At 32.1% G+C, this 1,937-nt stretch carries 2 pseudogenes (1 of these 2 running past the window's edge); both read left to right on the forward strand.

The annotated features are described in order from the left end of the window. A pseudogene (gene sarT, locus IDG66_RS00840) lies at positions 1-175 on the forward strand (HTH-type transcriptional regulator SarT); the annotation flags it as partial. A gap of 304 nt (positions 176-479) precedes the next feature. Continuing rightward, positions 480-1,937 (forward strand): annotated as a pseudogene (locus IDG66_RS00845) (G5 domain-containing protein); it runs 875 nt beyond the window's last position.

Consider the following 1,937-nt stretch of genomic DNA (forward strand, 5'->3'; position numbering starts at 1 on the left):
TATCGGTATAGACCAATCTAGAATTGTTAAAAGCGTAAAAGAATTATCAAAAAAGGGTTACTTGAATAAATGTAGAGACCCACATGATAGTAGAAATGTAATCATTGTTGTTTCTGTAAAACAACACAATTATATTAAAAATCTTTTGAGTGAAATAAATATTAATGAAACATAAAGTATGTTTCGAGATTTTAATATCTTGGTGCAGTTAAATGTATTTTTAAATGCGTTAAGGTATTTTTTATTTTAGAAATTCAATGCTATTGAGTTGATGGGTTTTTCCAACAGATAAGAATGAATTATTCATTGAAAACTAAAAATAATAATTTTATTTGTAGATTGTTTTAAGTGTTTCAATATATAAAATAATTTTATAAAGATAAGTGTTATATTCCATTGTGCAACTCCTATTGTATTTGTAAAATTACATGTAAATTCACTGTAAGTAAAGTGGAAAATATGGAAAAAGGAGTATGCAAATGAGAGATAAGAAAGGACCGGTAAATAAAAGAGTAGATTTTCTATCAAATAAATTGAATAAATATTCAATAAGAAAATTTACAGTTGGAACAGCATCTATTTTAATTGGCTCACTAATGTATTTGGGAACTCAACAAGAGGCAGAAGCAGCTGAAAACAATATTGAGAATCCAACTACATTAAAAGATAATGTCCAATCAAAAGAAGTGAAGATTGAAGAAGTAACAAACAAAGACACTGCACCACAGGGTGTAGAAGCTAAATCTGAAGTAACTTCAAACAAAGACACAATCGAACATGAACCATCAGTAAAAGCTGAAGATATATCAAAAAAGGAGGATACACCAAAAGAAGTAGCTGATGTTGCTGAAGTTCAGCCGAAATCGTCAGTCACTCATAACGCAGAGACACCTAAGGTTAGAAAAGCTCGTTCTGTTGATGAAGGCTCTTTTGATATTACAAGAGATTCTAAAAATGTAGTTGAATCTACCCCAATTACAATTCAAGGTAAAGAACATTTTGAAGGTTACGGAAGTGTTGATATACAAAGCAATCCAGAGGATCTAAAGGTATCTGAAGTCACTCGTTTCAATAATAAAAGTATTGGAAAAAACGAATTGACAGGAGCATTACAATTAAAGAATAAAGTTTCTTTTAAAAATGACTTTGAGTTTAACATTAGAGTAGCTAATAATCATCAATCGGTAACAACTGGCGCTGATGGATGGGGGTTCTTATTTAGTAAAGGTGACGGTAACGAATATTTACAAAAGGGAGGTATATTAGGTCCCAAAGGAATGGAAAATTCAGCAGGATTTAAAATTGATACAGGGTATAATTTTAAAGATCCCATGGATAAAGAAGAGAAACAGGCAGGACAAGGATTTAAAGGGTATGGTACGTTTGTAAAAACAGGTGCTGATGGAACTACAGCAAAGGTTGGAACAAACATACCAACAAGAGGTAAAGCGGATAATTCATTCCAATATGCAGATAATTCTATTGATACAACAGATGGAAAATTCCATGGTCAATTACTTAATAATTTAAAATTAGCGTACAATGAAAAATCGGGGATAATGAGAGCCGAATATGCTGGTAAAATTTGGGAAGCTAATATATCAGATTTGGGATTGGATAAATCTGAAGCATATAACTTTTTAATTACTTCTAGTCAAAGACAGGGAACATCTCAAGGTGTATATGCAAATGGTTGGATGAGAACAGATTTAAATAACTCAACATTTAAACTAACGCCTAATCTAGTTAATAAAACAGAAACAAAAACAGTAGAGATACCGTTCGAGACAAAACGTGAATTTAATCCGAAGTTACAACCTGGTGAAGAGCGAGTGAAACAAGAAGGACAACCAGGAAGTAAGACAATCACAACACCAATCACAGTGAACCCATTAACGGGTGAAAAAGTTGGCGAAGGTCAACCAACAGAAGAGATC

The organism is Staphylococcus sp. EG-SA-18 (assembly GCF_017151825.1).
Classification (GTDB): domain Bacteria; phylum Bacillota; class Bacilli; order Staphylococcales; family Staphylococcaceae; genus Staphylococcus; species Staphylococcus aureus.